We start from the raw sequence: 24054 nt of genomic DNA, 5'->3' as shown, positions 1-24054 counted from the left end.
TGCGCGCGGACCTCACGACCCCCGCCGAGCCCGCCGCCCTCGGTGATTGTGACTGCGCCCGCTGTCGTCCAGAACCGTTGACCGACATCGACGCTCAGCGAGCGTTGCGCCATGTGTCGAATCAGGACGCGGTGGCCTACGCGAGGGGCGAGGTGACGGTGGTCAGCTTGCGCGGCTGCGACGGCGACGACTGCGACGGGTGGGTGCCCATGTTCACCGAGGCGGCGGCACGCTGACCGTGCAATCTTGCACGTATGTTGCACGCGGTGGTCAGAAATACCGTCTGACCTGGTGCCCCCGGCAGGATTCGAACCTGCGGCCTTCTGCTCCGGAGGCAGACGCTCTATCCCCTGAGCTACGGGGGCGCGACAACGTTGTTGTTGCACCAATGGGCCCCGACAGCCTAACGCATCCGGATGACCGCTTCGTCACCGCAATGGATTCGGGGCGCGGGCACCTCAGCCAATAGGATGGACGCTCGTGACCCCCGCTGACCTCGCCGAGCTGCTCAGAAACACCGCCGCCGCGGTGCTGGCCGAGCGTGGGCTGGACGCGGCCGCGTTGCCGGCGACGGTCGTCGTCGAGCGCCCCCGCAACCCCGAGCACGGCGACTACGCCAGCAACCTCGCGCTGCAGCTGGGCAAAAAGGTCGGCGCCAATCCCCGCGAGCTGGCCGGATGGTTGGCCGCCGCGCTGGCCGAAACCGACGGCATCGCCTCGGCGGAGGTGGCCGGCCCGGGCTTCATCAACCTGCGCCTCGAGGCGTCGGCGCAGGCCATCGTCGTCACCAACGTGCTCGACGCCGGCGACCGCTACGGCCACTCCGACGCGCAATCCACCCACAACATCAACCTGGAATTCGTCTCGGCCAACCCCACCGGGCCGATCCACATCGGCGGCACCCGGTGGGCCGCCGTCGGCGACGCGCTGGGCCGGCTGCTGTCCACCCAGGGCGCCGGCGTGGTGCGCGAATACTATTTCAACGACCACGGCGCCCAGATCGACCGGTTCGCCAGCTCGCTGATCGCCGCCGCCAAGGGCGAGCCGACGCCCGAAGACGGCTACGCCGGCAGCTACATCAACGACATCGCCGCCCAGGTGCTGCGCCAGGCGCCCGACGCGCTGAGCCTGCCCGAGCCGCAGCTGCGCGAGACCTTCCGCGCCATCGGCGTCGACCTGATGTTCACCCACATCAAAGAGTCGCTGCACGAGTTCGGCACCGACTTCGACGTGTACACCCACGAAGACTCGATGCACACCAGCGGCCGGGTCGACCAGGCCATCGCCCGGCTGCGCGAAACCGGCAACATTTACGAGAAGGACGGCGCAACGTGGTTGCGCACCAGTGCATTTGGTGACGACAAAGACCGCGTGGTGATCAAGAGCGACGGCAAGCCCGCCTACATCGCCGGCGACATCGCCTACTACTTGGACAAGCGGCAGCGCGGCTTCGACCTGTGCATCTACATGCTGGGCGCCGACCACCACGGCTACATCGCCCGGCTCAAGGCGGTCGCTGCCGCGTTCGGCGACGACCCGGCCGCCGTCGAGGTGCTCATCGGGCAGATGGTCAACCTGGTTCGCAACGGCCAACCGGTCCGGATGAGCAAGCGGGCGGGAACCGTGATCACGCTCGACGATCTGGTCGAGGCGATCGGCGTCGACGCGGCGCGCTACAGCCTGATCCGCTCCTCGGTGGACACCCCGATCGACATCGACCTGGCGCTATGGTCCTCGGCGTCGAACGAAAACCCGGTCTACTACGTGCAATACGCGCACGCTCGGCTGTCCGCGCTGGCCCGTAATGCCGCCGAACTGGGCCTCATCCCCGACACCGCGCACTTGGAACTGCTCAGCCACGACAAGGAGGGGACGCTGCTGCGCACCCTCGGCGAATTCCCGCGGGTGCTCAAAACCGCGGCGTCGCTGCGCGAGCCGCACCGGGTGTGCCGGTATCTGGAAGACCTGGCCGGTGACTACCACCGGTTCTACGACTCCTGCCGGGTGCTGCCGCAGGGCGACGAGCAGCCCACCGATCTGCACACCGCCCGGCTGGCGCTGTGCCAGGCGACCCGGCAGGTGATCGCCAACGGGCTGGCGATACTGGGCGTGACCGCTCCGGAGCGAATGTGAACGTCCACCCCGCCGGTCCTCGGCATGCCGAAGAGACCCGCCACCCCGAAAGCCCGCCGCGCCCGCAGTCTCCCGAGGAGCTGTTGCTGCTCGCGCCGAATGTGTGGCCTCGCAACGCAACTCGCAACGAGGCCGGCGTCGCGACCATCGCCGGGGTCGCGGTGACCGAGCTGGCCCGCGAGTACGGCACCCCGCTGTTCGTCGTCGACGAGGACGACTTTCGGTCCCGCTGCCGCGAGATCGCGTCGGCCTTCGGCGGCGGCAACAACGTGCACTATGCCGCCAAGGCCTTCCTGTGCAGCGAGGTGGCCCGCTGGATCGACGAGGAAGGCCTGTCACTCGACGTGTGCACCGGCGGGGAACTGGCCGTCGCCCTGCACGCCGACTTCCCCCCGGAGCGAATCACCTTCCACGGCAACAATAAATCCGTCGCGGAGCTGACGGCCGCGGTCAAAGCCGGTGTGGGGCATGTCGTTTTGGACTCCATGACCGAGATCGAGCGGCTGGACGCCATCGCGGCCGACGCGGGCATCGTCCAGGACGTCTTCGTGCGTCTCACCGTCGGTGTGGAGGCCCACACCCACGAGTTCATCTCCACCGCGCACGAGGACCAGAAGTTCGGGCTGTCCGTGGCCAGCGGTTCCGCGCTGGCCGCCGTCGGCCGGGTTTTCGACACCGAACACCTGCGGCTGGTCGGCCTGCACAGCCACATCGGTTCACAGATCTTCGACGTCGCCGGCTTCGAACTCGCCGCCCGCCGCGTCATCGGCTTGCTGCACGACGCGGTCGAGCAGTTCGGCGTCGAGAAAACAGCGCAGATAGCCACCGTGGATCTCGGTGGGGGACTTGGCATTTCGTACCTAGCCGCGGACGATCCGCCGCCGATGGGTGAGCTGGCGGGCAAGCTGAGCGCGATCGTGCAGCACGAGTCCGCGGCGGTGGGGCTGCCGACACCGCGGCTGGTGGTCGAGCCGGGACGGGCCATCGCCGGCCCCGGCACCATCACCCTCTACGAGGTGGGCACCGTCAAGGACGTCGACGTGAGCGCCACCGCGCACCGGCGCTACGTGAGCGTGGACGGCGGCATGAGCGACAACATCCGCACCGCGCTGTATGACGCCCAGTACGACGCCCGGCTGGTCTCCCGGGTCAGCGATGCACCCGCCGAGCTGGCCCGGATCGTCGGAAAGCATTGCGAGAGCGGCGATATCGTGGTTCGAGACACCTGGGTCCCCGGCGATCTGAGGCCCGGTGACCTGATCGGGGTGGCCGCCACCGGCGCCTACTGTTATTCGCTGTCGAGTCGGTACAACATGGTCTGCCGCCCGGCCGTCGTCGCGGTGCGTGACGGCCGCGCGCGTCTGGTGCTGCGCCGCGAGACGGTCGACGATCTACTGAGTCTGGAAGTGAGGTGAGCTGTGCCCCGTGACGAAAAGCCGGTTGGTGTAGCGGTACTCGGGTTGGGCAACGTCGGCAGCGAAGTCGTCCGCATCATCGAGGACAGCGCCGGTGACCTGGCGGCCCGCATCGGTGCCCCCCTGGTGCTGCGGGGCGTCGGGGTGCGCCGCGTCGCCGACGACCGCGGTGTTCCGGTCGAGCTGCTCACCGACGACATCGAAGGACTCGCCGCGCGCGACGACGTTGACATCGTCGTGGAGTTGATGGGGCCGGTGGAACCGTCCCGCAAGGCCATTCTGTGCGCGCTCGAGCACGGCAAGTCGGTCGTCACGGCCAACAAGGCGCTGCTGTCCACCTCCACCGGCGAATTGGCACAGGCCGCCGAAAGCGCGCACGTGGACCTGTATTTCGAGGCCGCCGTGGCCGGCGCCATCCCGGTGATCCGGCCGCTGACCCAGTCGTTGGCGGGTGACACGGTGCTGCGGGTCGCCGGCATCGTCAACGGCACCACCAACTACATCTTGTCCGCGATGGACAGCACCGGCGCCGACTACGACACCGCGCTGGCCGAAGCCAGCGACCTGGGCTACGCCGAGGCCGACCCCACCGCCGACGTCGAGGGGTACGACGCCGCGGCCAAGGCCGCGATTCTCGCGTCGATCGCGTTCCACACCCGGGTGACCGCCGACGACGTCTACCGGGAGGGCATCACCAAGATCACCCCGGCCGACTTCGCCTCCGCCCGCGCCCTGGGCTGCACCATCAAACTGTTGTCCATCTGCGAACGCATCACCGGCGACGATGGCCAGGAACGGGTTTCGGCGCGCGTCTACCCGGCGCTGGTGCCGCTGTCCCATCCGCTGGCCACGGTCAACGGCGCCTTCAACGCGGTGGTGGTCGAGGCCAGGGCCTCCGGCCGGCTGATGTTCTACGGCCAGGGCGCCGGTGGAGCGCCGACGGCGTCCGCGGTGGCCGGTGACCTGGTGATGGCCGCGCGAAACCGGGTGCTGGGCAGCCGCGGCCCGCGGGAGTCCAAGTACGCCCAACTCCCGGTCGCACCAATGGGTTTCATCTCCACCCGCTACTACGTGAGCATGAACGTGGCCGACAAGCCGGGTGTGTTGTCGTCGGTGGCGGCCGAATTCGCCAAGCGCGAGGTGAGCATCGCCGAGGTCCGTCAGGAGGGCGTCGCCGACGAGGGCGGCCGCCGGGTGGGTGCCCGCATCGTCGTGGTCACCCACACCGCCACCGATGCCGCGCTTTCCGAAACCGTGCATGCGCTCGCCGATTTGGACGTCGTGCAGAGCGTGACGAGCGTGCTGCGACTGGAAGGGACCAGCCTATGAGCGCCCAGCGCACCGCCGTCCATCAGCCCTGGCCCGGCCTCATCGAGGCCTACCGGGACCGGCTGCCGGTGGGCGACGACTGGACCCCGGTGACCCTGCTCGAGGGCGGCACCCCGCTGATCCCGGCCCGCCGGCTCTCGGAAAAGACCGGCTGCACAGTCCATCTCAAGGTCGAGGGCCTCAACCCCACCGGCTCCTTCAAGGACCGCGGCATGACGATGGCGGTCACCGACGCGCTGGCGCGCGGCCAGCAGGCGGTGCTGTGCGCCTCCACCGGCAACACCTCGGCGTCGGCGGCGGCCTATGCGGCCCGTGCCGGCATCACCTGCGCGGTGCTGATCCCGCAGGGCAAGATCGCGATGGGCAAGCTCGCGCAGGCGGTCATGCACGGCGCCAAGATCATTCAGATCGACGGCAACTTCGACGACTGCCTGGAGCTGGCCCGCAAGATGGCCGCCGACTTCCCGACGATCTCCTTGGTCAATTCGGTCAACCCGGTGCGCATCGAGGGTCAGAAGACCGCGGCGTTCGAGATCGTCGACGTCCTGGGCGCCGCGCCTGACGTGCACGCGCTTCCGGTCGGCAACGCCGGCAACATCACCGCGTACTGGAAGGGATACACCGAATATCACCACGAGGGCCTGATCGAGAAGCTGCCCCGCATGCTCGGCACCCAGGCCGCCGGGGCGGCCCCGCTCGTGCACGGCGAGCCGGTCAAAAACCCCGAGACCATCGCGACCGCGATCCGCATCGGCGCGCCGGCATCGTGGACCGCGGCCGTCGACGCGCAGCAGCAATCCCACGGCCGCTTCCTGGCGGCCACCGACGACGAGATCCTGGCCGCCTATCATCTGGTCGCCGAGTCCGAGGGCGTGTTCGTCGAACCCGCCTCGGCCGCCAGCATCGCGGGACTGCTGAAGGCGGTCGAGGACGGCTGGGTGGCGCGCGGGTCGACGGTGGTGTGCACGGTGACCGGCAACGGCCTGAAGGATCCGGACACCGCGCTGCGGGACATGCCGACCGTGACCCCGCTGCCGGTCGATCCGGTCCTGGTGGTCGAGAAGCTCGGGCTGGCCTGACGAATGGGCGCGCTCGCAACGAAAGGCTGTTGGTGACCTCCATGCTGCCCGCCGGGCTGGTGGCCTCCGCCGTCGTGTCGGCGTCCAGTGCCAATCTCGGTCCCGGCTTCGACAGCATCGGCCTGGCACTGAGCCTCATCGACGAGATCACCGTCGAGACAACCGATTCCGGCCTGGTAGTGCAGGTCGAGGGCGAGGGTGCCGACCAGGTGCCGCTCGGCCCGGAACACCTGGTGGTGCGCGCCGTGGAGTGCGGCCTGCGCGCCGTCGGCGTCCGCGCGGCGGGCCTGGTGGTGCGCTGCCGCAACGCCATCCCGCACTCCCGCGGCCTGGGCTCGTCCGCCGCGGCGGTAGTCGGCGGCCTCGCTGCGGCGAACGGCCTTGTCGCACAAGCGAATTGCCAACCGCTGAGTGATGCTGCGCTGATCCAGCTGTCCTCGGAGTTCGAGGGGCATCCGGACAACGCCGCGGCCGCCGTGTTTGGTGGCGCGATCGTTTCCTGGATCGACCGCGGCGGACAGCACCCCCGGTACGCGGCGGCGCCGCTGCGGCTGCACCCCGATATCCACCTGTACTGCGCGATTCCCCAGGAACGCTCGCTGACCGCGGAGACCCGGGTGCTGCTGCCCGCGCAGGTCAGCCACGAGGACGCACGCTTCAACGTGAGCCGGGCCGCGTTGCTGGTGGTCGCGCTCACCGAACGCCCGGATCTGCTGATGGCGGCCACCGAGGACGTGCTGCATCAGCCGCAGCGGGCGCCGGCCATGCCCGCCTCGGCGGAATATTTGCGGCTGCTGCGGCGTCATAACGTGGCAGCGACGCTTTCCGGGGCCGGTCCCTCGTTGATCGCACTGACCACAGCGTCGGCGTTGCCCCCGGAAGTGACGGAGTACGGGGCGGCGAACGGATTCACCCTCGCCGAAATGACCGCCGGCCAAGGAGTTCGCTGGAGCCCGGGAGTCACCGTCGTCGGTTGATCCACAGCGTGGCCGGAGGGTTTGCTTGCTTCCGGCAGGGATGGGGGCTATCCTCGGAGCCGTCCAGCAATCGCAGCATCTGCATCTGCATACATACTGCCTTGCCGCTAGGACAACACCAATTCTTCTTGTGGACGAGGTTCGCCGTTTACTCCGCCGATCCAGGCGATCACCGTTGCAAAGTCGATGATTGGGCGCACTCGGCAATTTGGCTGAATGCAACGAACCCCCTGTATGAGCTGATCAGCGGGGGAAGAAAGGAAATCCGTGACTGATACGGACCTGTTCACGGCTGGCGAAAACACTGACGCCAATCAACTCTCTCCTGCCGTGACCACAGACACCCCAGACGCGAAGACGCATGCGCCGGTCGGTGCCCTGACCACCATGGTGCTGCCCGAGCTGCGCGCGCTGGCTAACCAGGTCGGCGTCAAGGGGACGTCGGGCATGCGTAAGAACGAACTGATCGCCGCGATCAAGGAAGTCCGGGGGCAGGCCAACGGGGCCGCGCCCGCTGAGCAGGCCAACGGCGCCGAGCCGGCCGAGGACAGCGGCAAGCCCGACGCCAAGGACGCCAAGGACGACACCACGCCCGACACCAAGGACGCCAACGACCACACCGGCGCTCAAAGCGCCGCCGAGGCGCCGGCCCAGAACGGCGCCACCGCCGAGGCGCCGCGCCGCGAACGACGCAGCGCGTCCCGCGACGCGGGAGCGGCCGGCCGCGGCAACGACGACGCCGACCGCGAGACCGACGGCCGCGAGCAAAACAAGCAGGACAGCCGCGAGCAAAGCAAGCAGGATGGCGGCGACCAGGACCAGCAGAGCTCCGGTGGCCAGCAGGGGCGCGGCTCCAACCAGCAGGACGACGACGGCGAGGGACGTCAGGGCCGGCGGGGACGCCGCTTCCGTGACCGCCGGCGCCGCGGCGAACGGTCCGGTGAGGGCGGCGACGCCGAACTGCGCGAGGACGACGTCGTCCAACCGGTAGCCGGCATTCTCGACGTGCTCGACAACTACGCCTTCGTGCGCACCTCCGGCTACCTGGCCGGCCCGCACGACGTCTACGTGTCGATGAACATGGTGCGCAAGAACGGCCTTCGCCGCGGTGACGCGGTGACCGGTGCGGTCCGGGTGCCCAAGGACGGCGAACAACCCAACCAACGGCAGAAGTTCAACCCGTTGGTGCGCCTGGACAGTGTCAACGGCGGCTCCGTCGAGGACGCCAAGAAGCGTCCCGAATTCGGCAAGCTGACGCCGCTGTACCCGAACCAGCGGCTGCGCCTGGAGACCACGCCGGACCGGCTGACCACCCGGGTCATCGACCTGATCATGCCGATCGGCAAGGGCCAGCGCGCGCTGATCGTGTCGCCGCCCAAGGCGGGTAAGACGACCATCCTGCAGGACATCGCCAACGCGATCACCAAGAACAACCCCGAATGCCACCTCATGGTCGTGCTCGTCGACGAGCGGCCCGAGGAGGTCACCGACATGCAGCGCTCGGTCAAGGGCGAGGTCATCGCCTCGACGTTCGACCGGCCGCCGTCCGACCACACCTCGGTCGCCGAGCTGGCCATCGAGCGCGCCAAGCGCCTCGTCGAGCAGGGCAAGGACGTCGTCGTGCTGCTGGACTCGATCACCCGGCTGGGCCGCGCCTACAACAACGCGTCGCCCGCCTCGGGCCGCATCCTGTCCGGTGGTGTGGACTCCACCGCGCTCTACCCGCCCAAGCGGTTCCTGGGCGCCGCCCGCAACATCGAGGAAGGCGGCTCGCTGACCATCATCGCCACCGCCATGGTCGAGACCGGATCCACCGGTGACACCGTCATCTTCGAGGAGTTCAAGGGCACCGGTAACGCCGAGCTCAAGCTGGACCGCAAGATCGCCGAGCGGCGGGTCTTCCCGGCGGTCGACGTGAACCCCTCGGGCACCCGCAAGGACGAGCTGCTGCTGTCGCCGGACGAGTTCGGCATCGTGCACAAGCTGCGCCGGGTGCTGTCCGGCCTGGATTCGCACCAGGCCATCGACCTGCTGATGAGCCAGCTGCGCAAGACCAAGAACAACTACGAGTTCCTGGTCCAGGTGTCCAAGACCACGCCAGGGGCGATGGACAACGACTAGCCGCGCGACGCCCGGCGGGAATGCCCCGACGCATCCCACTGTTTTGGGCGGGTAGCGGTTGACCTGGCATAATCGACGCGCGACGAGATCGAAGAGGAATCATGAAAGCTGACATTCACCCCACCTACGCGGAGACCACGGTGCTCTGTGGGTGCGGCAACACGTTCCAGACCCGCAGCACCAAGGACGGTGGCCGCATCGTCGTCGAGGTGTGCTCGCAGTGCCACCCGTTCTACACCGGCAAGCAGAAGATCCTGGACAGCGGCGGCCGGGTGGCCCGTTTCGAGAAGCGCTACGGCAAGCGCAAGGCCGGCGCCGAGAAAGCCGAAAGCGCCGACAAATAGCTCGGTTCCCGACGCCCGAACTGTGCGCGCAGTCGCACAGGCCGGGCGTCGGTTCACGTTTGCGGTCGTGGCGCGGGGCAGGGCAGGAGGTGTGAGATGACGCAGCCGGTTCAGACCATCGACGTGCTGCTGGCCGAACACGCCGACCTGGAACGCCGGCTGTCCGACCCCGACCTGCACAGCAATCCCGACGAGGCCCGCAAGGCCGGGCGGCGGTTCGCCCGGCTCGCCCCGATCGTCGGCACCTACCGCAAGCTGATGGCCGCCCGAGAGGACCTCGAGACCGCGCGCGAACTGGCCGCCGACGACGATTCGTTCACCGCCGAGGTCGCCGACCTGGAATCCCGGGTGGCCCAGTTGGACACCCAGCTGACCGACATGCTGGCCCCGCGCGACTCGCACGACGCCGACGACATCGTGCTCGAGGTCAAATCCGGTGAAGGCGGCGAAGAGTCGGCGTTGTTCGCCGCCGACCTGGCCCGGATGTACATCCGCTACGCCGAGCGGCACGGCTGGACGGTCACGGTGCTGGACGAGATCACCTCGGACCTGGGCGGTTACAAGGACGCGACGCTGTCCATCCGCAGCAAGGGCGACAGCGCCGACGGCGTGTGGTCGCGGATGAAGTTCGAGGGCGGGGTGCACCGGGTGCAGCGCGTCCCGGTCACGGAATCCCAAGGCCGCGTGCACACTTCGGCGGCGGGTGTGCTCGTCTATCCCGAACCCGAAGAGGTCGCCGAGGTGCAGATCGACGAGTCCGATCTGCGCATCGATGTGTTCCGCTCGTCGGGCAAGGGCGGGCAGGGCGTCAACACCACGGACTCCGCGGTGCGGATCACCCACCTGCCCACCGGCGTCGTGGTCACCTGCCAGAACGAGCGTTCGCAGCTGCAGAACAAGGCCCGCGCGCTGCAGGTGCTGGCGGCCCGGCTGCAGGCCATGGCCGAGGAGCAGGCCTCGGCCGAGGCGTCGGCCGATCGGGCCAGCCAGATTCGCACCGTGGACCGCAGCGAACGCATTCGCACCTACAACTTTCCGGAGAACCGGATTACCGACCACCGCATCGGCTTCAAGGCGCACAACCTCGACCAGGTGCTCGACGGCGACCTGGATGCGTTGTTCGACGCGCTGGCCGCCGCCGACAAGCAGTCGCGGTTGCAGCAGGCATGACCTCCCGGCGACGATGCACACGATGAGCAGCGGGACGATCCGGCTCAGCCTGCGGCGCGCGATCGACGACGCGACGGCCACCCTCGCCGAAGCCGGAATCGCTTCCGCGCGTTGGGATGCCGAGCAGCTGGCCGCGCACCTGGCGGGCGTCGACCGAGGCCGGCTGGGCTTGCTCGAGTCGCCGGGTCAAGAGTTCTTCCAGCGGTACCGTGACGCGGTGTTGGCCCGCGCCCGGCGGGTGCCGTTGCAGCATTTGTTGGGGACGGCGGCCTTCGGTCCGGTCCTGCTGCACGTCGGACCAGGGGTCTTCGTCCCGCGTCCCGAAACCGAGGCGCTGCTGGAATGGGCCACCGCGCAACAACTTCCACCGCGGCCCGTCATCGTCGACCTGTGCACCGGGTCGGGCGCCCTGGCGGTAGCGTTGGCTCACCATCGCGCCGGCCGGGGCCTGCCGGCGCGCATCGTCGGCGTCGACAATTCCGATGCGGCCCTGGAATATGCGCGCCGCAATGCCGCGGGCACGACGGTCGAGCTGGTGCGCGCCGACGTCATCGAGCTGGCCCGTGTGCCCGGCTCGGCGCCCGACCTGGACGGTCGGGTGGATCTGGTCGTGGCCAACCCGCCCTATGTTCCCGACGGTGCCGTGCTGGAACCCGAAGTCGCCCAGCACGATCCGCACCACGCGGTGTTCGGCGGGCCCGACGGCCTGGCGGTGATCGCCCCCGTCGTCGAACTGGCCGGCCGGTGGCTGCGGCCGGGCGGACTGATCGGCATCGAGCACGACGACACCACCTCGCACCAGACCGTCGAATTGTTCGACCGCACCGGGCTTTTCGACGACGTGCGGGCGCACCGGGACCTGACCGGCCGGCCACGGTTCGTGACCGCCCGCAGGAGGAGCGGCGCTGATGTCTCGCGTCGCGACGATGCAGAGCGCAGCGATGAGGAGGAGCGGCGCTGATGTCTGACGTCTTCGACTGCGCCGACCCCGATCAGCGTTCCCGCGGCATCGCGGCGGCGGCCGCGGCCGTCAAGGGCGGCCGGCTGGTCGTCATGCCGACCGACACCGTGTACGGCATCGGCGCCGACGCGTTCAACAGCGCCGCGGTGTCGGCGCTGCTGTCGGCGAAGGGGAGGGGCCGCGACATGCCGGTGGGTGTCCTGGTCGGCTCCTGGCACACCATCGAGGGACTCGTCTACACCATGCCGGACGGCGCCCGCGACCTGATCCGCGCTTTCTGGCCGGGCGCGCTGAGCCTGGTGGTGACCCAGGCCCCGTCGCTGCAGTGGGATCTCGGCGACGCCCGCGGCACGGTGATGCTGCGCATGCCGCTGCACCCGGTCGCCATCGAGCTGCTGCGCGAGGTCGGGCCGATGGCCGTGTCCAGCGCCAACATCTCCGGCCATCCGGCGGCCGTCGACGCCGACGAGGCCCGCGGCCAGCTGGGTGATTTGGTCGACGTCTACCTGGCGGCCGGGCGGGCCGAGCGGGGCGCCGCCTCGACCATCGTGGACCTGACCGGCGCCACGCCGCGGATCCTGCGCCCGGGCCCGGTGAGCGCCCAGCGGATCGCGGAAGTGCTCGGCATCGACCCGGAAAGCCTGGCCGTCCCGGGCTGACCCAAGCGGTTGTCGAGGTCCCAGCTTTGTCCAGTACGGTCTCGTTGGTGTCCAGCGACGTAACCGACCTTGCCGGTGGTTTGCTCGCCCTTTCCGACCGCGGCGCCGGCGTTCCGCTGCGCGAGCTGGCACTGGTGGGGCTGACCGCGGCCATCATCACCTACTTCGCGACCGGGCCGGTGCGGGTGCTGGCCACCCGGCTGGGCGCGGTCGCCTATCCGCGCGAGCGCGACGTGCACGTGACGCCCACCCCGCGGATGGGCGGCCTGGCCATGTTTCTCGGTGTCGTCTGCGCCGTCTTCCTGGCCTCGCAGCTGCCGGCGCTCACCCGCGGGTTCGTCTACTCCAGCGGCATGCCCGCCGTCCTGGTGGCCGGCGCTGTCATCATGGGCATCGGCCTGATCGACGATCGCTGGGGCCTGGACGCGCTGACCAAGTTCGCCGGTCAGATCACCGCGGCCAGCGTGCTGGTCACCATGGGCGTGGCGTGGAGCGTGCTGTACATCCCGATCGGCGGCGTCGGCACCATCGTGCTGGACCAGGCCTCGTCGATCCTGCTGACCCTGGCGCTGACGGTGTCGGTGGTCAACGCGATGAACTTCGTCGACGGGCTCGACGGTCTGGCCGCCGGGCTGGGTCTCATCACCGCCCTGGCGATCTGCATGTTCTCCGTCGGGCTGCTGCGCGACCACGGCGGCGACGTGCTGTTCTACCCGCCCGCCGTGATCTCGGTGGTGCTGGCCGGGGCGTGCCTGGGCTTCCTGCCGCACAACTTCCATCGCGCCAAGATCTTCATGGGCGACTCCGGCTCCATGCTGATCGGGTTGATGCTGGCCGCGGCGTCGACGACGGCGGCCGGCCCGGTCTCGCAGAACGCCTACGGCGCGCGCGACGTCTTCGCACTGCTCTCGCCGTTCCTGCTGGTCGCGGCGGTCATCTTCGTGCCGATGCTGGATTTGCTGCTGGCCATCGTGCGGCGCACCCGGGCGGGCCGCAGCGCGTTCAGCCCCGACAAGATGCACCTGCATCACCGGTTGCTGCAGATCGGCCATTCGCACCGCCGGGTGGTGTTGCTGATCTACCTGTGGGTCGGCATCGTGGCGTTCGGCGCGGCGAGCACCATTTTCTTCCGCCCCCGCGACACCGCGGCGGTGATGCTGGGCGCCATCGTGGTCGCCGGGATCGCGACGGCCATACCGCTGTTACGCCGCGGCGACGACTACGAAGACGAAGAGTACGACAGGCAGTAGTAGTGGGCTTCGGCCTGTGGTACGGTGCAGGTAGAACCCCAAAAAGCCGCGCAGGCGACCGGTCCGTCGGAGGCTGCTCCGATCGGGCCGGTGCAAGACCGGCCCCGGGAGATACCCCTTGGGTGATTCAACTGTGACGTGCGATACGCTCGGCGGGCCACCGATCAGTCGGTCGGGGGGTTCCCGTTCCACCAACCTGGGATTGAGGTGCTGCAGTGACGACACCAGCGCAGGACGCGCCGTTGGTGTTCCCCTCTGTTGCTTTCCGTCCGGTTCGGCTGTTCGCGATCAGCGTTGCCATCACCGCGGTGGCGGTGCTCGCCGCCGGACTGTCCGGTCACCTGATGGTCGGGGTCTTCTTCGGCATTGGGTTGCTGCTGGGTTTGCTCAACGCCGTACTGGTGCGCCGCTCGGTTGACTCGATCACCGCCAGGGAGCACCCGCTGAAGAGGTCGATGGCGGTCAACTCGGCGTCCCGGCTGGCCATCATCACCGTCGTCGGGCTGATCATCGCCTACCTGTTCCGGCCCGCCGGCCTGGGCGTGCTGTTCGGGCTGGCGCTGTTCCAGGTCCTCTTGGTGGCATCGACGGCGCTGCCGGTGTGGAAGAAACTGCGTGCCGGTGACTGGGCGCCGTCCGCCGACGGCGCCGCCGCGGGGGCGGACGGAACGGAAGGAAGGAACAGCACCGATGCCTGAGACGACGTTCCTGGCCGAATCCGCCATCGAGGTCGGCGAACACAACCACGCCACCTGGTTGGGCATGACCGTCAACACCGACACGATTCTGTCGACCGGGATCGCCGCGCTGATCGTCCTCGCGCTGGCGTTCTTCCTGCGCGCGAAGATCACCTCCACCGGCGTGCCCAGCGGCGTCCAGTTGTTCTGGGAGGCCATCACGGTCCAGATGCGCGATCAGATCGAGAGCGCGGTCGGCATGCGGATCGCGCCGTTCGTGTTGCCGCTGGCCGTCACCATCTTCGTGTTCATCCTGATCTCCAACTGGCTGTCGGTGCTTCCGCTGCAGTACACGGACAAGTCCGGGCACACCACCGAGCTGCTGAAGTCGGCGGCCGCGGACATCAATTACGTTCTGGCGCTGGCTCTTTTCGTCTTCGTCTGCTACCACGTGGCCGGCATCTGGCGTCGCGGCGTCGTCGGGCACCCGCTGGCCGTGCTCAAGGGTCACGTGGCGTTCCTGGCGCCGATCAACGTCGTCGAGGAGTTGGCCAAGCCAATCTCGTTGTCGCTGCGACTTTTCGGCAACATCTTCGCCGGCGGCATCCTGGTCGCGCTGATCGCGCTGTTCCCGCCCTACATCATGTGGGCCCCCAACGCGATCTGGAAAGCCTTCGACCTGTTCGTCGGCGCGATTCAGGCCTTCATCTTCTCGATCCTGACCATCCTGTACTTCAGCCAGGCCATGGAGATCGAGGAACACCATGACTGAGACCACCACGAATTGCCTTGACCCACGCACGATTTCGACAAGCCTGGTAGACCACTACCAGTTACAAGGAGGATAAGAATGGCTCTGGACCCCCAAGTCGCTGCCGCTGCGCTCATCGGCGGTGGACTCATCATGGGCGGCGGCGCGATCGGTGCCGGTATCGGTGACGGTATCGCCGGTAACGCGCTGGTTTCCGGTATCGCCCGGCAACCCGAGGCGCAAGGCCGGTTGTTTACGCCGTTCTTCATCACCGTCGGTCTGGTCGAGGCGGCGTACTTCATCAACCTGGCGTTCATGGCGCTGTTCGTCTTCGCCACACCCGTCGGCACCTAGTTCGCTGTGATGGGTGACGCGAGCCTGAGCGTGCTGGCATCCAGCCAGGTGGTGGCCGAGGGAGGCAACAACTTCCTCGTACCCAACGGCACCTTCTTCTTCGTGCTGGCCATCTTCCTGATCGTGCTGGCCGTCATCGGCACCTTCGTGGTGCCGCCGGTGATGAAGGTGTTGCGCGAGCGCGACGCCATGGTCGCCAAGACGGCCGCCGACAACCGGAAGGCGGCCGAGCAGTTCGAGGCCGCCCAGGCCGATTACGAAGAAGCCATGACCGAAGCCCGGGTGCAGGCGTCGTCGTTACGCGACAACGCCCGCGCCGAGGGCCGTAAGGTCGTGGAGGACGCGCGGGCCAAGGCCGAGCAAGAGGTGCTGTCGACGCTGCAGCTGGCCGCCCGGCAGCTGAAGCGGGAAAGAGACGCCGTGGAACTGGATCTGCGTGCCAATGTGGCGTCCATGTCGGCGACCCTGGCCAGCCGAATCCTCGGTGTCGACGTCGCCCCCGCCGCCGCGACCACATCCGCAACCAAGACATCCGGACGGTAATCGAAGTATGTCGACTTTCATCGGCCAGTTGGTGGGCTTTGCGGCCATCGTGTTCCTGGTGGTCCGCTATGTGGTGCCGCCGGTGCGACGGTTGATGGCCGCGCGCCAGGAGGCGGTGCGCCAGCAGCTGCAGGACGCGGCCGCCGCGGCCGACCGGTTGACCGAGTCGACCACCGCGCACAGCAAGGCCGTGGAAGCGGCCAAGGCGGAGTCGAAGCGGGTTGTCGACGAGGCGCAGGCGGACGCCAAACGCATCACCGAGCAGTTGGCGGCGCAGGCCGGCCTCGAGGCCGAACGCATCAAATCGCAGGGCAGCCGGCAGGTCGACCTGCTGCGCACCCAGCTGACCCGTCAGCTGCGGCTGGAACTCGGGCACGAAGCGGTGCGGCAGGCCGGCGAGTTGGTACGCAACTATGTCGCCGACCCGGCCCAGCAATCGGCGACCGTGGACCGATTCCTGGACGACCTCGACGCGATGGCGCCCGCGGCGGCCGACGTCCAGTACCCGCTGATGACCAAGATGCGCTCCTCGAGCCGCGTCGCGCTGGTCAACCTGACGGAGCGATTCACCACCGTCGCCAAAGACCTTGACAACAAAGCACTTTCCGCCCTGTCCAGCGAACTGGTGTCGGTGGCCCAGATGCTGGACCGCGAGATCGTGGTGACGCGGTATCTCACCGTTCCCGCCGAGGATGCGGGCCCCCGGGTCCGGCTGATCGAGCGGTTGCTGTCCGGCAAGGTCGGCGACGTCACCCTCGAGGTGCTGCGGGCGGCCGTGTCGGAGCGCTGGTCGGCCAACTCCGACCTGATCGACGCCCTCGAGCACCTGTCGCGGCAGGCGCTGCTCGAAGTCGCCGAGCGCGAGAACAAGGTCGACGAGGTCGAAGAACAGCTGTTCCGGTTCTCCCGCATCCTGGACGTGCAACCGCGGTTGGCAATCCTGTTGGGCGACTACGCCGTTCCGGTCGAAGGCCGAGTGGGATTGCTGCGCAAGGTGCTCGACAGCGCCAGCATCACGGTCAACCCGATCGTGGCCGCGCTGCTGACCCAGACGGTCGAGCTGCTGCGCGGCCGGCCGGCCGAAGAGGCCGTGCAGTTCCTCGCGGAGGTGGCGGTGGCGCGCCGCGGCGAGGTCGTCGCCCAGGTCAGCGCGGCAGCCGACCTGAGCGGCGCGCAGCGCAGCCGCCTCACCGAAGTGCTCAGCCGCATCTACGGCCACCCGGTCTCGGTACAGCTGCAGATCGACACGGAACTGCTGGGTGGTCTGCTGATCGCGGTGGCTGACGAAGTGATCGACGGGACGCTCGCGTCCCGTCTGGCCGCCGCAGAGGCCCAGTTGCCCGACTGACCGCAGCACCAACCACTGACCATCCCGACATACGCGATACCAAGATCAAGTAGGAAGACGAAAAGCCATGGCCGAGTTGACAATCTCCGCTGATGACATTCAGAGCGCCATCGAGGAGTACGTAGGCTCTTTCACCTCCGACACCTCCCGCGAAGAGGTCGGTACCGTCGTCGACGCCGGTGACGGCATCGCCCACGTCGAAGGCCTGCCGTCCGTGATGACCCAGGAGCTGCTCGAGTTCCCCGGCGGCGTGCTCGGCGTGGCGCTCAACTTGGACGAGCACAGCGTCGGCGCGGTGATCCTGGGTGACTTCGAGAAGATCGAGGAAGGCCAGCAGGTCAAGCGCACCGGCGAGGTGCTCTCGGTTCCGGTGGGCGACGCCTTCCTGGGCCGTGTGGTCAATCCGCTGGGCCAGCCGATCGACGGCCAGGGCGACATCGAGACCGACATTCGGCGGGCACTGGAGATCCAGGCGCCCTCGGTGGTGCAGCGGCAGAGCGTGAAAGAGCCGCTGCAGACCGGCATCAAGGCCATCGACGCGATGACCCCGATCGGCCGTGGCCAGCGCCAGCTGATCATCGGCGACCGCAAGACCGGCAAGACCGCCGTCTGCGTGGACACCATCCTCAACCAGCGGCAGAACTGGGAGAGCGGCGACGAGAAGAAGCAGGTGCGCTGCGTCTACGTGGCCATCGGCCAGAAGGGCACCACGATCGCGTCGGTCCGGCGCGCCCTGGAAGAGGGCGGGGCGATGGACTACACCACCATCGTCGCGGCGCCGGCCTCCGACTCCGCCGGGTTCAAATGGCTTGCGCCCTACACCGGTTCGGCGATCGCCCAGCACTGGATGTACGACGGCAAGCACGTGCTGATCGTCTTCGACGACCTGAGCAAGCAAGCCGAGGCCTACCGCGCGATCTCGCTGCTGCTGCGCCGCCCGCCGGGCCGCGAAGCCTACCCGGGTGACGTGTTCTATTTGCACTCACGGCTTTTGGAGCGCTGCGCCAAGCTTTCCGACGAACTCGGTGGCGGCTCGATGACCGGTCTGCCGATCATCGAGACCAAGGCCAACGACATCTCGGCCTACATCCCCACCAACGTCATCTCGATCACCGACGGGCAGTGCTTCCTGGAGTCCGACCTGTTCAACCAGGGCGTTCGGCCGGCCATCAACGTCGGCGTCTCGGTGTCCCGGGTCGGTGGCGCCGCGCAGATCAAGGCGATGAAGGAGGTGGCGGGCAGCCTGCGGCTGGACCTGTCGCAATTCCGTGAGCTGGAAGCCTTCGCCGCGTTCGCCTCCGACCTGGACGCGACGTCGAAGGCCCAGCTGGACCGCGGCGCGCGGCTGGTGGAGCTGCTCAAGCAACCGCAGTACCAGCCGATGCCCGTTGAGGAGCAAGTGGTTTCGATCTTCCTCGGCACCGGCGGTCACCTCGACTCGGTGCCGGTGGAGGACGTCCGGCGGTTCGAAACCGAACTGCTGGACCACATGCGGGCCTCCGAGGACAAGATCCTCGCCGGGATCCGCGACACCCAGAAGCTCTCCGACGAGGCCGCCGAGGAGCTGGAGAAGGTGATCAACAACTTCAAGAAGGGCTTCGCCGCCACCGGCGGCGCCTCGGTGGTGCCCGACGAGCACGTCGAGGCGCTCGACGAGGAGGAGCTGGAAAAGGAATCGGTGAAGGTGAAGAAGCCGGCGCCGGAAAAGAAGGCAAAGAAAGAGCAGAAGTAGCAACCGATGGCTGCCACACTTCGTGAACTACGCGGACGGATCCGCTCGGCCGGGTCGATCAAGAAGATCACCAAGGCCCAGGAGCTGATCGCGACGTCGCGTATCGGTCGGGCGCAGGCCCGGCTCGATTCGGCCCGGCCGTACGCCTTCCAGATCACCGCGATGCTGACCACCCTGGCCGCCGAGGCCGCGTTGGATCATCCGCTGCTCGTCGAGCGGCCGGAACCCAAACGTGCGGGCGTGCTGGTGGTGTCCTCGGACCGCGGTCTGTGTGGCGCCTACAACGCGAGCATCTTCCGCCGCGCCGAGGAGCTGTTCTCGCTGCTGCGTGAACAGGGCAAGACGCCGGTGCTGTACTCGGTGGGCCGTAAAGCATTGAACTACTACACATTCCGCAACTGGGACATCAGCGGATCGTGGACCGGATTCTCCGAGCAGCCGCAGTACGAGAACGCCGCCGAGATCGCCGAGACGCTGGTCGAGTCGTTCATGCGCGGCACCGGCGGCGAGGACGAGGGTGAGTCCGACGCCGAGAGCGTCGACGAGCTGCACATCGTCTACACCGAGTTCAAGTCGATGCTGTCGCAGTCGGCGGTGGCCCACCGGATCGCCCCGATGGTGGTGGAGTACGTGGAGGAACCACCCGAAGTGCGGACCCTGTACTCGTTCGAGCCGGACGCGACAACGCTTTTCGAGTCGCTGCTACCGCGCTACCTGACCACCCGCGTTTACGCGGCGCTGCTCGAATCCGCGGCCTCGGAGCTGGCGTCGCGCCAGCGCGCGATGAAGTCCGCGACCGACAACGCCGATGACCTCATCAAGGCCCTGACGCTGATGGCGAACCGCGAGCGGCAGGCCCAGATCACCCAGGAGATCAGCGAAATCGTCGGTGGCGCAAACGCGCTCGCCGACGCCCGCTAGGCAGCACCACTAGGAAGCGAAAGAAGATATGCCTGCTACTGAAACCGCCGACAAGAACACGAAGTCGGCCAACAGCGACACCAGCGGCCGGGTGGTGCGGGTCACCGGACCGGTCGTCGACGTCGAGTTCCCGCGGGGTTCGGTGCCGGCCCTGTTCAACGCACTGCACGCGGAGATCACGTTCGAGGAGCTGGCCAAGACGCTGACGCTCGAGGTCGCCCAGCACCTCGGGGACAACCTGGTGCGCACCATCTCGCTGCAGCCCACCGACGGCCTGGTGCGCGGCGTCGAGGTGATCGACACCGGTCGTTCCATCTCGGTGCCGGTCGGCCAGGAGGTCAAGGGCCACGTGTTCAACGCCCTGGGGCACTGCCTGGACAAGCCGGGTTACGGAGAAGACTTCGAACACTGGTCGATTCACCGCAAGCCGCCGCCGTTCGAGGAGCTGGAGCCCCGCACGGAGATGCTCGAGACGGGTCTGAAGGTCGTCGACCTGCTCACACCGTACGTGCGTGGCGGCAAGATCGCCCTGTTCGGCGGCGCCGGCGTGGGCAAGACGGTGCTCATCCAGGAGATGATCAACCGCATCGCCCGCAACTTCGGTGGTACCTCGGTGTTCGCCGGGGTGGGGGAGCGCACCCGTGAGGGCAACGACCTGTGGGTCGAGTTGCAGGAAGCCAACGTGCTCAAGGACACCGCGCTGGTGTTCGGTCAGATGGACGAGCCGCCCGGCACCCGTATGCGGGTGGCGCTGTCCGCGTTGACCATGGCGGAGTGGTTCCGCGACGAGGCGGGCCAGGACGTGCTGTTGTTCATCGACAACATCTTCCGGTTCACCCAGGCCGGCTCCGAGGTCTCGACCCTGCTCGGCCGGATGCCCTCGGCGGTGGGGTATCAGCCCACGCTGGCCGACGAGATGGGCGAGCTGCAGGAGCGCATCACCTCGACCCGTGGCCGGTCCATCACGTCGATGCAGGCGGTCTACGTGCCCGCCGACGACTACACCGACCCGGCGCCGGCGACGACGTTCGCGCACCTGGACGCCACCACCGAGCTGTCGCGTTCGGTGTTCTCCAAGGGCATCTTCCCCGCGGTGGACCCGCTGGCGTCCAGCTCGACCATTCTCGACCCGGGCGTGGTCGGCGAAGAGCACTACCGGGTGGCGCAGGAAGTCATCCGAATCCTGCAGCGCTACAAGGACCTTCAGGACATCATCGCCATCCTCGGTATCGACGAGCTGTCCGAGGAGGACAAGCAGTTGGTCAACCGGGCGCGGCGGATCGAGCGGTTCCTGTCGCAGAACATGATGGCGGCCGAGCAGTTCACCGGCCAGCCGGGTTCGACGGTCCCGCTCAAGGAGACCATCGAGGCATTCGACCGGCTCACCAAGGGTGAGTTCGACCACGTGCCCGAGCAGGCCTTCTTCCTGATCGGTGGCCTGGACGACCTGGCCAAGAAGGCAGAGAGCCTTGGCGCCAAGCTGTAACCCGCGGCTGGACCGAAAGGTATCGAAAGGTGCTGTGGCATGGCTGAATTGAACGTTGAGATCGTCGCTGTCGACCGCAAGATCTGGTCGGGTGAGGCAACGTTTCTGTTCACCCGCACCACGGTCGGCGAGATCGGCATCCTGCCCCGGCACATCCCGCTGGTGGCGCAATTGGTCGACGACGCAATGGTGCGCGTCGAAAGGGAAGGCGAAGACGATCTGAGGATCGCGGTGGACGGTGGCTTCTTGTCGGTCACCGAGGAGACGGTGACGATCCTCGCCGAATCCGCCGAGTTCTCCTCGGAGATCGACGAGAGCGCCGCCAGAGAGGCCGCCGAGTCGGACGATCCTCGTGTCGCCGCCCGGGGGCGCGCGAGATTGCGCGCCGTCGGCGCGATCGACTAGCCGCCTCGGATGCAACGATGAGCGCGCCCATGGCCGGCATGGTCGTGCTCGTCGTCGTGCTGGCGGCCGCCGTCATCGCGCTGAGTTATCGGCTGTGGAAGCTGCGTCAGGGCGGCACGGCGGGGATCATGCGAGACATTCCCGCGGTCGGCGGTCACGGCTGGCGGCACGGGGTGATCCGTTACCGCGGCGGTGAGGCCGCGTTCTATCGGCTGTCCAGCCTGCGGCTGTGGCCGGACCGTCGGCTGAGCCGGCGCGGTGTGGAGATCGTGTCCCGCCGCGCGCCGCGCGGCGACGAGTTCGACATCATGACCGACGAGATCGTCGTCATCGAGCTGCGCGACACCACCCAGGACCGCAGGTCCGGCTACGAGATCGCGTTCGACAAGGGCGCGTTGACGGCGTTTTTGTCCTGGCTGGAGTCGCGTCCGTCGCCCCGGTCACGTCGCCGCAGCCTCTAGCCGGGAGCTGGCTCGCCGCCTTGTTGACCGCCCGGTTTCCACAGCACGTCACCGTCCGGGTTGGCCACCCGGGACAGGATGAACAACAGGTCCGAGAGCCGGTTGAGGTATTTCGCGGGCAGCGCGCTGACCCCCTCGGGAGCGGCGTCCACCGCGGCCCACGCCGAGCGTTCGGCGCGGCGCACCACCGTGCGGGCGACGTGCAACAGCGCCGAGAGCGGCGAACCACCCGGCAGCACAAAGGAATTCAACTTCGGCAGCGACTCGTTGTATGTGTCACACCATTTTTCGAGCCGATCGATGTAGGGCTGGGTGACCCGCAGCGGGGGGTACTCGGGGTCCTCCACCACCGGTGTCGACAGGTCCGCGCCCGCGTCGAACAGGTCGTTCTGGATCTGCCGCAACACGCCGGCCAGCTCCGGGTCGGGCCGGCCGACCGCCACCGCCACGCCGATCGCCGCGTTCGCCTCGTCACAGTCGGCGTAGGCCACCAGGCGCGGATCGTTCTTCGAGACCCGGGAGAAGTCGCTCAATCCGGTGGTGCCGTCGTCGCCGGTCCGCGTGTAGATGCGCGTCAGATGCACTGCCATGACCAAAACGGTACTGCGGCGCCCGGGTGGGACCGAGCCTTGGCTGACTGACAAAGCCGACACCGCTTCACTAGACTGACCCGGGTGGCCGAGCGATTCGTGGTGACCGGCGGCAACCGGTTGTCCGGCGAAGTCGCAGTGGGGGGCGCCAAGAACAGCGTGCTCAAGCTGATGGCCGCGACCCTGCTGGCCGAGGGCACCAGCACCATCACCAACTGCCCCGACATCCTGGATGTGCCGCTGATGGCCGAGGTGCTGCGCGGCCTGGGCGCCACCGTCGAACTCGACGGCGACGTCGCCCGCATCACCTCTCCCGACGAGCCGAAATACGACGCCGACTTCGCCGCGGTGCGACAGTTCCGGGCCTCGGTGTGCGTGCTGGGGCCGCTGGTCGGCCGGTGCAAGCGCGCCCGGGTCGCGCTGCCCGGTGGCGATGCCATCGGGTCGCGCCCGCTGGACATGCATCAGGCCGGCCTGCGCCAGCTGGGCGCCACCTGCAACATCGAGCACGGATGCGTGGTGGCGCAGGCGGATACGTTGCGCGGCGCGGAGATTCAGCTGGAGTTCCCGTCGGTGGGGGCGACCGAGAACATCCTGATGGCGGCGGTGGTGGCCGAGGGCGTCACCACCATTCACAACGCGGCCCGCGAACCCGACGTGGTGGATCTGTGCACGATGCTCAACCAGATGGGCGCGCAGGTCGAGGGTGCGGGTTCGCCGACCATGACCATCACCGGCGTGCCGCGGCTGTACCCGACCGAACATCGGGTGATCGGCGACCGCATCGTGGCCGCGACCTGGGGCATCGCAGCGGCGATGACCCGCGGGGACATCTCGGTGACCGGCGTCGACCCCGCCCACCTGCAGGTGGTGCTGCACAAGTTGCACGATGCCGGGGCCACCGTGACCCAGACCGACGACAGCTTCCGGGTGACCCAGTACGAGCGGCCCAAGGCGGTTAACGTGGCCACCCTGCCGTTTCCCGGATTTCCCACCGACCTGCAGCCGATGGCGATCGCCCTGGCGTCGATCGCCGATGGCACGTCGATGATCACCGAGAACGTGTTCGAGGCGCGCTTCCGGTTCGTCGAGGAAATGATCCGGCTGGGCGCCGACGCCCGCACCGACGGGCACCACGCGGTGGTGCGCGGGCTGCCGCAATTGTCCAGTGCGCCGGTGTGGTGTTCGGACATTCGGGCCGGCGCCGGCCTGGTGTTGGCGGGGCTGGTGGCCGACGGGGACACCGAGGTGCACGACGTCTTCCACATCGACCGCGGCTACCCGTTGTTCGTGGAAAACCTGGCGATTTTGGGAGCGGAGATCGAGCGGGTAGAGTAGCCAAAGTCAG

At 68.1% G+C, this 24054-nt stretch carries 23 protein-coding genes, 1 tRNA gene and 1 pseudogene; 23 read left to right on the top strand and 2 right to left on the bottom strand.

What is annotated here, in order from left to right; genetic code table 11:
• Positions 1–77: 77 nt before the first annotated feature.
• Complete coding sequence (locus NF20_RS28020) at positions 78–236, top strand: hypothetical protein (protein ID WP_023881989.1); 159 nt, start codon at positions 78–80, stop codon at positions 234–236.
• Between the two features lie 53 nt (positions 237–289).
• On the opposite strand, the gene NF20_RS06085 is transcribed toward NF20_RS28020, so the two are convergent.
• Positions 290–365 (bottom strand) — tRNA-Arg (locus NF20_RS06085).
• 115 nt (positions 366–480) lie between these two features.
• On the opposite strand from NF20_RS06085, the gene argS reads away from it, so the two are divergent.
• From argS to NF20_RS05980, 21 genes and pseudogenes are all read left to right on the top strand, one after another.
• The gene (argS, locus tag NF20_RS06080; protein WP_023881202.1) at positions 481–2133 is read left to right on the top strand and encodes an arginine--tRNA ligase; all 1653 of its coding nucleotides are present in this window, start codon (positions 481–483) and stop codon (positions 2131–2133) included.
• Positions 2130–3548, top strand: a complete 1419-nt coding sequence (lysA, locus tag NF20_RS06075; protein WP_011724196.1) for a diaminopimelate decarboxylase — start codon at positions 2130–2132, stop codon at positions 3546–3548. Before argS ends, lysA begins: the two co-directional genes overlap by 4 nt.
• 3 nt (positions 3549–3551) lie before the next feature.
• A complete protein-coding gene (locus tag NF20_RS06070) occupies positions 3552–4877 on the top strand; it encodes a homoserine dehydrogenase (RefSeq protein ID WP_003873236.1) in 1326 nt (441 codons plus the stop codon).
• A complete protein-coding gene (gene thrC, locus NF20_RS06065) occupies positions 4874–5956 on the top strand; it encodes a threonine synthase (RefSeq protein WP_011724197.1) in 1083 nt (360 codons plus the stop codon). The genes NF20_RS06070 and thrC overlap by 4 nt, the downstream gene beginning before the upstream one ends.
• A gap of 41 nt (positions 5957–5997) precedes the next feature.
• Positions 5998–6933 (top strand): homoserine kinase, encoded by a 936-nt coding sequence (thrB, locus tag NF20_RS06060; protein ID WP_011724198.1) that lies wholly within the window; start codon positions 5998–6000, stop codon positions 6931–6933.
• Between the two features lie 267 nt (positions 6934–7200).
• Positions 7201–9054: a transcription termination factor Rho gene (gene rho / locus NF20_RS06055; protein ID WP_029248424.1), complete on the top strand. Its 1854-nt coding sequence runs from the start codon at positions 7201–7203 to the stop codon at positions 9052–9054.
• Positions 9055–9155: 101 nt separating this feature from the next.
• A complete protein-coding gene (rpmE, locus tag NF20_RS06050) occupies positions 9156–9398 on the top strand; it encodes a 50S ribosomal protein L31 (protein ID WP_003873232.1) in 243 nt (80 codons plus the stop codon).
• A gap of 96 nt (positions 9399–9494) precedes the next feature.
• Positions 9495–10568: a peptide chain release factor 1 gene (prfA, locus tag NF20_RS06045; RefSeq protein ID WP_011724201.1), complete on the top strand. Its 1074-nt coding sequence runs from the start codon at positions 9495–9497 to the stop codon at positions 10566–10568.
• A 13-nt stretch (positions 10569–10581) separates the two neighbouring features.
• Entirely contained in the window at positions 10582–11529 is a 948-nt protein-coding gene (gene prmC, locus NF20_RS06040) for a peptide chain release factor N(5)-glutamine methyltransferase (protein WP_019732347.1), read from the top strand.
• Entirely contained in the window at positions 11529–12188 is a 660-nt protein-coding gene (locus tag NF20_RS06035) for an L-threonylcarbamoyladenylate synthase (protein ID WP_009975706.1), read from the top strand. Before prmC ends, NF20_RS06035 begins: the two co-directional genes overlap by 1 nt.
• A 28-nt stretch (positions 12189–12216) precedes the next feature.
• Positions 12217–13438, top strand: a pseudogene (locus tag NF20_RS06030) (glycosyltransferase family 4 protein); the annotation flags it as partial.
• A gap of 215 nt (positions 13439–13653) precedes the next feature.
• Positions 13654–14136, top strand: a complete 483-nt coding sequence (locus NF20_RS06025; protein ID WP_011724202.1) for an ATP synthase subunit I — start codon at positions 13654–13656, stop codon at positions 14134–14136.
• Positions 14129–14887: a F0F1 ATP synthase subunit A gene (atpB, locus tag NF20_RS06020; RefSeq protein WP_003873226.1), complete on the top strand. Its 759-nt coding sequence runs from the start codon at positions 14129–14131 to the stop codon at positions 14885–14887. Before NF20_RS06025 ends, atpB begins: the two co-directional genes overlap by 8 nt.
• A gap of 84 nt (positions 14888–14971) precedes the next feature.
• On the top strand, positions 14972–15220 hold the full coding sequence (locus NF20_RS06015) for a F0F1 ATP synthase subunit C (protein WP_024636915.1): 249 nt from the start codon (positions 14972–14974) through the stop codon (positions 15218–15220).
• Between the two features lie 9 nt (positions 15221–15229).
• Positions 15230–15763 (top strand): F0F1 ATP synthase subunit B, encoded by a 534-nt coding sequence (locus NF20_RS06010; protein ID WP_003873224.1) that lies wholly within the window; start codon positions 15230–15232, stop codon positions 15761–15763.
• Between the two features lie 7 nt (positions 15764–15770).
• The gene (locus NF20_RS06005) at positions 15771–17111 is read left to right on the top strand and encodes a F0F1 ATP synthase subunit B/delta (protein ID WP_011724204.1); all 1341 of its coding nucleotides are present in this window, start codon (positions 15771–15773) and stop codon (positions 17109–17111) included.
• Between the two features lie 67 nt (positions 17112–17178).
• Positions 17179–18843 (top strand): F0F1 ATP synthase subunit alpha, encoded by a 1665-nt coding sequence (atpA, locus tag NF20_RS06000; protein WP_003877295.1) that lies wholly within the window; start codon positions 17179–17181, stop codon positions 18841–18843.
• A 6-nt stretch (positions 18844–18849) separates the two neighbouring features.
• On the top strand, positions 18850–19764 hold the full coding sequence (locus NF20_RS05995) for a F0F1 ATP synthase subunit gamma (protein WP_003873221.1): 915 nt from the start codon (positions 18850–18852) through the stop codon (positions 19762–19764).
• A gap of 28 nt (positions 19765–19792) precedes the next feature.
• Entirely contained in the window at positions 19793–21250 is a 1458-nt protein-coding gene (atpD, locus tag NF20_RS05990; protein ID WP_011724205.1) for a F0F1 ATP synthase subunit beta, read from the top strand.
• A gap of 39 nt (positions 21251–21289) precedes the next feature.
• Positions 21290–21655 carry a F0F1 ATP synthase subunit epsilon gene (locus NF20_RS05985; RefSeq protein ID WP_003873219.1) on the top strand — a complete coding sequence of 122 codons (366 nt, stop codon included), beginning with the start codon at positions 21290–21292 and terminating at the stop codon, positions 21653–21655.
• 17 nt (positions 21656–21672) lie between these two features.
• The gene (locus NF20_RS05980; RefSeq protein ID WP_003873218.1) at positions 21673–22116 is read left to right on the top strand and encodes a DUF2550 domain-containing protein; all 444 of its coding nucleotides are present in this window, start codon (positions 21673–21675) and stop codon (positions 22114–22116) included.
• Here the strand turns inward: NF20_RS05980 and NF20_RS05975 are convergent.
• On the bottom strand, positions 22113–22706 hold the full coding sequence (locus tag NF20_RS05975) for a cob(I)yrinic acid a,c-diamide adenosyltransferase (RefSeq protein WP_019732348.1): 594 nt from the start codon (positions 22704–22706) through the stop codon (positions 22113–22115). The two genes, NF20_RS05980 and NF20_RS05975, sit on opposite strands and share 4 nt — an antisense overlap.
• An 84-nt stretch (positions 22707–22790) precedes the next feature.
• On the opposite strand from NF20_RS05975, the gene murA reads away from it, so the two are divergent.
• The gene (murA, locus tag NF20_RS05970) at positions 22791–24044 is read left to right on the top strand and encodes a UDP-N-acetylglucosamine 1-carboxyvinyltransferase (protein ID WP_003877298.1); all 1254 of its coding nucleotides are present in this window, start codon (positions 22791–22793) and stop codon (positions 24042–24044) included.
• Positions 24045–24054: the final 10 nt, after the last annotated feature.

Source organism: Mycobacterium sp. MAC_080597_8934 (genome assembly GCF_000523975.1).
Classification (GTDB): Bacteria; Actinomycetota; Actinomycetes; order Mycobacteriales; family Mycobacteriaceae; genus Mycobacterium; species Mycobacterium avium.
The sequence above is the reverse complement of the archived record's forward strand: the minus strand, read 5'-3'. Positions and strand labels throughout refer to the sequence as shown.

Coding starts and splice junctions, on each gene's coding strand:
- NF20_RS05995 (WP_003873221.1), top strand. CDS start 18,850: ATGGCTGCCACACTTCGTGAACTACGCGGACGGATCCGCTCGGCCGGG.
- NF20_RS06010 (WP_003873224.1), top strand. CDS start 15,230: ATGGGTGACGCGAGCCTGAGCGTGCTGGCATCCAGCCAGGTGGTGGCC.
- NF20_RS05975 (WP_019732348.1), bottom strand. CDS start 22,706: ATGGCAGTGCATCTGACGCGCATCTACACGCGGACCGGCGACGACGGC.
- atpA (WP_003877295.1), top strand. CDS start 17,179: ATGGCCGAGTTGACAATCTCCGCTGATGACATTCAGAGCGCCATCGAG.
- prmC (WP_019732347.1), top strand. CDS start 10,582: ATGCACACGATGAGCAGCGGGACGATCCGGCTCAGCCTGCGGCGCGCG.
- NF20_RS05985 (WP_003873219.1), top strand. CDS start 21,290: ATGGCTGAATTGAACGTTGAGATCGTCGCTGTCGACCGCAAGATCTGG.
- NF20_RS06035 (WP_009975706.1), top strand. CDS start 11,529: ATGTCTGACGTCTTCGACTGCGCCGACCCCGATCAGCGTTCCCGCGGC.
- rpmE (WP_003873232.1), top strand. CDS start 9,156: ATGAAAGCTGACATTCACCCCACCTACGCGGAGACCACGGTGCTCTGT.
- prfA (WP_011724201.1), top strand. CDS start 9,495: ATGACGCAGCCGGTTCAGACCATCGACGTGCTGCTGGCCGAACACGCC.
- thrB (WP_011724198.1), top strand. CDS start 5,998: ATGCTGCCCGCCGGGCTGGTGGCCTCCGCCGTCGTGTCGGCGTCCAGT.
- atpB (WP_003873226.1), top strand. CDS start 14,129: ATGCCTGAGACGACGTTCCTGGCCGAATCCGCCATCGAGGTCGGCGAA.
- atpD (WP_011724205.1), top strand. CDS start 19,793: ATGCCTGCTACTGAAACCGCCGACAAGAACACGAAGTCGGCCAACAGC.
- thrC (WP_011724197.1), top strand. CDS start 4,874: ATGAGCGCCCAGCGCACCGCCGTCCATCAGCCCTGGCCCGGCCTCATC.
- NF20_RS05980 (WP_003873218.1), top strand. CDS start 21,673: ATGAGCGCGCCCATGGCCGGCATGGTCGTGCTCGTCGTCGTGCTGGCG.
- NF20_RS06005 (WP_011724204.1), top strand. CDS start 15,771: ATGTCGACTTTCATCGGCCAGTTGGTGGGCTTTGCGGCCATCGTGTTC.